Source organism: Hansschlegelia beijingensis, from assembly GCF_045505405.1.
Lineage (GTDB): Bacteria > Pseudomonadota > Alphaproteobacteria > Rhizobiales > Methylopilaceae > Methylopila > Methylopila beijingensis_A.
In genome coordinates this window covers 1-7655 of sequence record NZ_JBJKEX010000131.1, presented here as the reverse complement: position 1 = coordinate 7655, position 7655 = coordinate 1, and the positions used below count along the sequence as shown (strand labels likewise).

The window sequence follows — 7655 nt, the reverse complement described above, 5'->3', positions numbered from 1 at the left end:
GAACATCCGGGTCCCGCTGTTCGTCGTCGGCACCGAGCGCGACCACGTCGCGCCGTGGCGGTCCGTCTACAAGATCCACCAGCTCACCGACGCCGAAGGCATCCCGCGCAGGCCGCCGCGGCCGCGCCGCCGAGGGCGCCGGACCATGTCTTCTTCGGCGAGATGCGGGGCGCGAGCTTCGGACCGCCGATAGCCCGGCCGGTGAAATAGGCTGCGATGTCCGTCGCCCAGACGACCGCGAACAGCCAGAGCGTCGCGAGCAGCCCGTCGTGCGGGTCGCGCCGCAGAAGTATCACCCCGATGAAGACCGCCGCCCCATAAGGCACGGCGGCGGCTGTCACATAGACCGGACGGGCGAGGAGCGCCGCAGCGGCGGCGCCGATGGCCAGCGCCGCAGCGATCACCCAGAACGAGATGGCGAAGTAGCCCGCGAGGCCGACCAGCGCGCCCGCGACGCCGAGCGTGAGCGCGACCGTCTGCGCCGCGCGCCGGCGCGCCTTCGGGTCAGGCGAGGAGAGCCAGGCCCATTCCACGCCGACCGCGATGCCGGCGACTGTCCAGAAGACGGCGAACAGGATGCCGCCGATCCACGCCGCGAGCAGCGCCGCAGCGATCATGACGACGCCGGAGACGATGCGCTTCGCGAGCTCCGAGGAGCTGCGGGCCGCCTGCGGAGCTTCCGTCACGCGCCCGTCCGCGCCACGCGCCCGCCATAGCGGCGCTGCCGCGACCGGAAGCTCGCGATGGCCTCCTCGAAGTCGGAGCGGCCGAAGTCCGGCCAGAACTGCGGCAGGAACACGAACTCCGCATAGGCGCTCTGCCACAGCAGGAAGTTCGACAGCCGCAGTTCCCCGCTGGTGCGGATCACCAGATCCGGGTCCGGGATGTTGGCGGTGTCGAGATGCGCCGAAATGGACGCGACATCGATGTCCGCAGGGTCGAGGCGGCCATCCCGCACCTCTCCGGCGATGCGCCGGACGGCGCGCACGATCTCCTGCCGGCCGCCATAGTTGAAGGCGACCACGAGGTTCAGACCGGTGTTCGCCCGCGTCAGGCTCTCGGCCTCCTCGAGCAGATTCGCGATGTCCTGCGGGAGCCCCTCCCGCTCGCCGATCACCCGCACGCGCACGTTCTCGCGGTGCAGCTCGGAGAGATCCCGCCGGATGAACAGCCGCAGCAGATTGAGCAGGTCGGAGACTTCCTCCGCCGGCCGCGACCAGTTCTCCGAGGAGAAGCTGTAGAGCGTGAGGTACCGGACCCCGAGCTCATAGGCGGCCTGGACGGCGCGCCTCAGAGCCTCCACGCCACGGCGGTGGCCTTCGAGCCGCGGCAGCCCGCGCGCCGCAGCCCAACGCCCATTGCCGTCCATGATGATGGCGACGTGCCGCGGCGGAGCGCCTTCGGCCGCCTGCTCGGCCGGACTTCCACTCAATCTGCTCAGACTGCTCGGCGACATGGCAGGGCCCGGACCAGCATGCTCGAAGCCCCGGTCCGGCATGGCCAGGACCTTCGTCACATTCGGCCTGGCGGCCGAGGCGGCTATCCGTCCGGAGGGTATCACACCTGCAGGATATCTTTTTCTTTCGCCGCGACGGCCTGGTCGATCTCGGCGACCGAGGCGTCCGTGGCCTTCTGGACCTGATCCGCCAGACGATCGTGGTCGTCCTGGCTGATGTCGCCGTCCTTCTCGTTCTTCTTCAGGGTGTCGAGGCCGTCGCGGCGGACGTGCCGAACGGCGACGCGCGCCTGCTCGGCGTATTTGTGCGCGATCTTGACCAGCTCCTTGCGCCGCTCGGCGTTGAGCTCCGGCAGAGGGATGCGCATGAGCTGCCCCTCGGTGATCGGGTTGAGGCCCAGATTGGCCTCCCGGATCGCCTTCTCCACGGCGCCGACCATGGAGCGGTCCCAGACCTGCACGCTCAGCATGCGCGATTCGGGCACGCTCACCGTCGCGACCTGGTTGAGCGGCATCTCGGCGCCGTAGGCGGTCACCGTCACGGGATCGAGCAGGTTCGCCGAAGCGCGCCCGGTGCGAAGCCCCTGAAGATCGGTCTTCAGCGAGGCGATCGCCCCCTGCATGCGGCGCTTGATGTCATCGATGTCGAACGAACCGGCGGACATGATGGAGATGCTTCCTGCTTGCGGGCCTGAAGGGCGCTTGAGGCGCGTCAGCTCGTGACGATCGTCGCGCGTCCTCCGCCGCAGATGACCGCCGGGATCGAGCCGGGCTCATGGATGGAAAACACGATTAGCGGAAGTGCGTTCTCGCGGGCAAGCGCGAAGGCCGCCGCGTCCATGACCTTGAGGTCGCGCTGCAGCACCTCGTCATGGGTGACGCGGTCGAAGCGCGTGGCCGTGGGATCGGTCTTGGGATCGCCGGTGTAGACGCCGTCGACCTGCGTCGCCTTCAGAAGCGCGTCGCAGCCGGTCTCGATCGCCCGCAGGGCCGCGGCGGTGTCGGTGGTGAAGAACGGATTGCCGGTTCCGGCCGCGAAGATCACGACCCGCCCGCGGTCGAGATGCGCCAGCGCGCGGGGCCTGGTGTAGGTCTCGCAGACGGCCGGCATGTCGAGCGCCGACAGAACCCGCGTCTGCACGCCCTGCCGCATCAGCGCGGCCGCGAGCGCCAGCGCGTTCATGACGGTGGCGAGCATGCCCATGTAGTCGCCGGTCGCCCGGTCGACGCCCTGGGCAGATACCTGCACGCCGCGGAAGATGTTGCCGCCGCCGACCACCAGCGCGAGTTCGACCCCGAGCGCATGCGCCGCCGCGAGATCGGCGGCGATGCGGTCGACAGTCGGCTGATGGAGCCCAAACGCGGAGGGCCCCATCAGGGCCTCGCCCGACACCTTGACGAGGACGCGTCGATAGAGCGGCGTCGTCGCGGAGGCGGGCGTCACGGCGTCAGCTTTTCGTGCCGGCGGCCGCGGCGACCTCGGCCGCGAAGTCGCTTTCCTCGCGCTCGACGCCCTCGCCCAGCGCGAGCCGGACGAAGCCGGTGATCTCGATCGGGGCGCCGACTTCGGCCTCGGCCGCCTTCACGGCCTGGGCGACGGTCTTGGAGCCGTCATGCACGAAGGGCTGATCGACGAGGCAGACCTCCTTGTAGAAGGTCTTCACGCCGCTCTCGACGATCTTCTCGACGACGTTCTCGGGCTTGCCCGAGGCGCGCGCCTTGTCGGCCAGAACGTTACGCTCGCGCTCGACGATCGCCGGGTCGAGCGAGGCCGCGTCGAGAGCCTGCGGGTTGATCGCCGCGACATGCATCGCGACCTGGCGGCCGAGCGCGGCGAGCGCCTCGGCGTTGCCCTCGGACTTGAGGCCGACGAGCACCGCGATCTTGCCGAGGTTCGGCGCGACCGGCGAATGCACGTAGGAGCCCACGACGCCAGCCGGCACCACGATCTGCGCGGCGCGGCGCAGCGTCATGTTCTCACCGATCTTGGCGACCGTCGCCTGGATCTTCTCCTGGACGCTGCCACCGCCCGGATAACCGGCCGCCTCGATGGTCGAGACGTCGGCGCCGGCCTCGAGCGCGACGGTCGCGATCGTGGCGACCATCTCTTGGAATTCCGGGTTGCGCGCGACGAAGTCCGTCTCGGCGTTCACCTCGATCGCGACGCCCTTCGGGCCCGCCACCGCAAGCGCCACCAAGCCCTCGGCCGCGACGCGGCCGGCCTTCTTGGCCGCCTTGGCGAGACCCTTCTTGCGCAGCCAGTCGACCGCGGCCTCCATGTCGCCGCCGGCCTCGCCGAGCGCATTCTTGCAGTCCATCATGCCGGCGCCGGTCTTCTCGCGAAGCTCCTTCACCATGGCTGCGGTGATGTTGGCCATTGTATCCTCTAACTCGCGCCGCCACGCGGGACGACGAATGCCGTTGGGGCCCGCGCCTGACGACGCGGGCGTCCCGATCGATCGTCAGGCCGCGACGCCGGCGAGGTGCTCGCGCGCCTGCGCGACCCAGCCTTCACGGTCGATGCGGCCGTTGAGCTTCATGTCGGCGTCCGCCTTGGCGACGTCCTCCGGCTTCATCGCCGAGAGCTGCCAGTAGTGGTAGATGCCGTACTCGTTCAGCTTCTGCTCGAGCTGCGGACCGACGCCCGTGAGCTTCGACAGATCGTCCGGCGCGCCGCGCGGAGCGGCGAGCAGCTCGAACGCCTCCTCGGCCGCTTCCGGCTCGGCGGTCTCGGCGACGGCGATCGCCGGCTCCTCGAGCGCGGGCTCCTCCTGCGCGCCGAGATCGACGCCGAGGTCGCCCTGACCGCGGCCGATGCCGTCGATCGCGGCGCGGGCGATCAGGTCGCCGTAGAGCGCCAGCGCGCGGCCGGCGTCGTCATTGCCCGGGATCGGATAGGTGATGCCTTCCGGGTCCGAGTTGGTGTCGAGGATCGCCGCGACCGGGATGCCGAGCCGCTGGGCTTCCTTGACGGCGATCTGCTCCTTGTTCGTGTCGATCACGAAGATCAGGTTCGGCAGGCCGCCCATGTCCTTGATGCCGCCGAGCGTCTTCTCGAGCTTGTCGCGCTCGCGCGACAGCGTCAGACGCTCCTTCTTGGTGAAGCCCTGGGCCTCGCCGGAGAGCATCTCCTCGAGCTTGCGCAGGCGCTGGATCGAACCGGAGATCGTCTTCCAGTTCGTCAGCATGCCGCCGAGCCAGCGGGAGTTGACGAAGTACTGGGCCGACCGGCGGGCCGAATCCGCGACGATGTCGGCGGCCTGACGCTTGGTCCCGACGATGAGCACGCGGCCGCCGCCGGCGACGACGTCGCTCACGGCCTGAAGCGCGCGGTGCAGCAGCGGCACCGTCTGGGCGAGGTCGATGATGTGGATGTTGTTGCGGGCGCCGAAGATGTAGGGGCCCATCTTCGGGTTCCAGCGGTGGGCCTGATGGCCGAAATGCACGCCAGCTTCGAGCAGCTGGCGCATCGTGAAGTCGGGAAGCGCCATTTTCGTATTCTCCGGTTGCCTTCGCGGGCGCCGCTGGCTCTCTGGCCAGCGCCGGAACGGCTTGGTTATCGCCGCCTGCCCGCGTGTGGGATGGCGCGGCTTATAGGCGAAAGGCCGACATGAAGGCAAGCCGAGAGCCTGCCCGCGCTTCGGGGCGAAGCTCGTCGGATCGGCGGCGGCTCAGGCGGCCTCGACCGCGACCACGCCCGGCACGGTCTTCAACGCCCCGGCGATCTGCGGCGAGACCCGATAGCGGCCCGGCAACCTGATCTCGACTTCGGTCTCCTCCTCGTCCAGCAGAAGGACGACCGAGACCTCTCCGTCGCCGGCCTCCAGCCGCCGCGAGACATGCTCCATCGGTTCGGCCGCCCGCATGAAGATGCGCACGGAGCGCTGCAGCCGCTCCGCCGCCTGGTCGAGCGGTTCGACATGCTCGAGCCGCAGTCGCAGTTCGTCGCCCTCCACGGCGGCCGCGACGGAGACGATCACCGGCGTGTTGGGTTCGAGCAGGTCGCGGTACTTGGCGAGGCCTTCCGAGAAGATCACCGCCTCGTAGTGCCCGGTCGGGTCCGACAGGGTGACCACGCCCATGCGGTTGCCGGTCTTGGTCTTCCGCTCCTGCCGCGTCAGCACCGTCGCGGCGAGCCGGCCCGCCGTAGCGCCCGCCTTGGCGGCGGCCGCGAAGTCCGCGAAGCGCCTCACCCTCAGCTTCTCCAGCAGCGCCTGGTAGTCGTCGAGCGGATGGCCCGAAAGGAAGAAGCCGACCGCCTCGTACTCGCGCTTTAGACGTTCGCCCGCCGACCACGCCTCGTGCGGCTGCGGGCGGATCGGCTCCTCGGCCGCCTCGAAGAATCCGAACTGGCCGATCGCCTCGTCGTCCCTGGTGCGGGAGGCGATCGCCATCACGGCGTCGACGCTCGCGAGCGCCCGGGCCCGGTCCGGCTCGAGCGCGTCGAGCGCGCCCGCCTGCACCAGGCTTTCCAGCGCGCGCCGCGGCAGGGCCTTGGCGTCGAGGCGCTTGGCGAAATCCCGAAGATCGCGGAACGAGCCCTCGCGCCGCTGCGCCACGATGCCCTCGACCGCCTGCGGCCCTACGCCCTTCAGGGCCGCGAGCGCGTAGAGGATCGCGCCGTCCTCGACGTCGAAGGCGACATTGGAGCGGTTCACGCAGGGCGGCCGCACGGCTATTCCGAGCCGCATGGCCTCCTGGCGGAACTCGGCCAGCTTGTCGGTCGAGCCCATGTCGAGCGTCATCGAGGCCGCCAGGAACTCCACCGGATAGGTCGCCTTGAGATAGGCGGTCTGGTAGGCGACCAGGGCGTAGGCCGCGGCGTGGCTCTTGTTGAAGCCGTAGTCCGCGAACTTCGCGAGCAGTTCGAAGATCGTAGCCGCGTCGGCCTTGCCTATGCCTCGCTCGACCGCGCCGGAGACGAAGCGCTCGCGCTGTGCGTCCATCTCGGAGCGGATCTTCTTGCCCATCGCGCGGCGCAGCAGGTCAGCTTCGCCGAGCGAATAGCCGGCCAGCGACTGCGCCACCTGCATCACCTGTTCCTGGTAGATGATGACGCCGAAGGTCTCGGCCAGGATCGGTTCGAGTTTCGGGTGCAGGTATTCCGGCTTCTCGAGCCCGTGCTTGCGCGCGCAGTAGGTGGGAATGTTCGCCATCGGGCCCGGCCGGTAGAGCGCGACCAGCGCGATGATGTCCTCGAAGCGGTCCGGCTTCATATCGGCGAGCGCGCGCCGCATTCCCGCGCTTTCGAGCTGGAACACGCCGACGGTCTCGCCCCGCGACAGCATCGCGTAGGTCGCCGGATCGTCGATCGGGATCGTCTCGAGGTCGAGCTCCACCCCGCGCTGCCGCAGCAGCTTCGCGGTGGTGGACAGCGTGGTCAGCGTCTTGAGGCCAAGGAAGTCGAACTTCACGAGGCCCGCCGGCTCCACCCACTTCATGTTGAACTGGGTGACCGGCATTTCCGAGCGCGGGTCGCGGTAGAGCGGGACCAGTTGCTCGAGCGGCCGGTCCCCGATCACGATGCCGGCCGCATGCGTCGAGGCGTGGCGGTAAAGCCCTTCGAGCTTCAGCGCGATGTCGAGCATGCGCCCGACGGTCGGGTCCGTCTCCCGGGCCTCGGCGAGCTTCGGCTCGTCGCCGACCGCCTGCTTGAGCGTCACCGGATTGGCCGGGTTCTGCGGAACGAGCTTACAGAGCTTGTCGACCTGCCCGTAGGGCATCTCGAGCACGCGCCCGACGTCGCGCATCACGCCGCGCGCCTGCAGCGTGCCGAAGGTGATGATCTGCGCCACGCGGTCCTGGCCGTAACGGTCCTGGACGTAGCGGATCACCTCCTCGCGCCGGTCCTGGCAGAAGTCGATGTCGAAGTCCGGCATCGACACGCGCTCGGGATTGAGGAAGCGCTCGAACAGCAGCCCGAACCTCAGCGGGTCGAGGTCCGTGATGGTGAGCGCGTAGGCGACGAGCGAGCCGGCGCCGGAGCCGCGGCCGGGTCCGACCGGAATGCCCTGCGCCTTCGCCCATTTGATGAAGTCCGAGACGATCAGGAAGTAGCCCGGATATTTCATCCGCTCGATGACGCCGAGCTCGAACTCGAGGCGCGCCTCGTAATCCTGGACCGAAAGCCCGGGCGCGGGCTCGTGGGCGGCGAGCCGGGCCGCAAGGCCCGCCTGCGCCTGACGGCGGAGCTCCGCGG

7 protein-coding genes are annotated in these 7655 nt (G+C 69.5%); all 7 read right to left on the bottom strand.

The annotated features are described in order from the left end of the window. Positions 1-83: 83 nt before the first annotated feature. Positions 84-617 (bottom strand): phosphatidate cytidylyltransferase, encoded by a 534-nt coding sequence (locus ACIKT0_RS09955; RefSeq protein ID WP_407105199.1) that lies wholly within the window; start codon positions 615-617, stop codon positions 84-86. 65 nt (positions 618-682) lie between these two features. Further along, positions 683-1456: an isoprenyl transferase gene (locus ACIKT0_RS09950; protein ID WP_407105198.1), complete on the bottom strand. Its 774-nt coding sequence runs from the start codon at positions 1454-1456 to the stop codon at positions 683-685. 101 nt (positions 1457-1557) lie between these two features. After that, entirely contained in the window at positions 1558-2121 is a 564-nt protein-coding gene (gene frr / locus ACIKT0_RS09945) for a ribosome recycling factor (RefSeq protein ID WP_407105197.1), read from the bottom strand. 47 nt (positions 2122-2168) lie between these two features. Further along, entirely contained in the window at positions 2169-2900 is a 732-nt protein-coding gene (gene pyrH / locus ACIKT0_RS09940; protein ID WP_407105196.1) for a UMP kinase, read from the bottom strand. A 4-nt stretch (positions 2901-2904) separates the two neighbouring features. Further along, positions 2905-3834 carry a translation elongation factor Ts gene (gene tsf, locus ACIKT0_RS09935; RefSeq protein ID WP_407105195.1) on the bottom strand — a complete coding sequence of 310 codons (930 nt, stop codon included), beginning with the start codon at positions 3832-3834 and terminating at the stop codon, positions 2905-2907. Positions 3835-3918: 84 nt separating this feature from the next. Next, positions 3919-4947 (bottom strand): 30S ribosomal protein S2, encoded by a 1029-nt coding sequence (locus ACIKT0_RS09930; protein ID WP_183396202.1) that lies wholly within the window; start codon positions 4945-4947, stop codon positions 3919-3921. A gap of 180 nt (positions 4948-5127) precedes the next feature. Further along, a partial coding sequence (gene dnaE / locus ACIKT0_RS09925) for a DNA polymerase III subunit alpha (RefSeq protein ID WP_407105194.1) occupies positions 5128-7655 on the bottom strand: 2528 nt, incomplete at its 5' end.

Bases quoted from the DNA above. Each gene is read 5' to 3' on its own strand.
- ACIKT0_RS09950 (WP_407105198.1), bottom strand. From the start codon at position 1,456: ATGTCGCCGAGCAGTCTGAGCAGATTGAGTGGAAGTCCGGCCGAGCAG.
- frr (WP_407105197.1), bottom strand. From the start codon at position 2,121: ATGTCCGCCGGTTCGTTCGACATCGATGACATCAAGCGCCGCATGCAG.
- ACIKT0_RS09930 (WP_183396202.1), bottom strand. From the start codon at position 4,947: ATGGCGCTTCCCGACTTCACGATGCGCCAGCTGCTCGAAGCTGGCGTG.
- tsf (WP_407105195.1), bottom strand. From the start codon at position 3,834: ATGGCCAACATCACCGCAGCCATGGTGAAGGAGCTTCGCGAGAAGACC.
- ACIKT0_RS09955 (WP_407105199.1), bottom strand. From the start codon at position 617: ATGATCGCTGCGGCGCTGCTCGCGGCGTGGATCGGCGGCATCCTGTTC.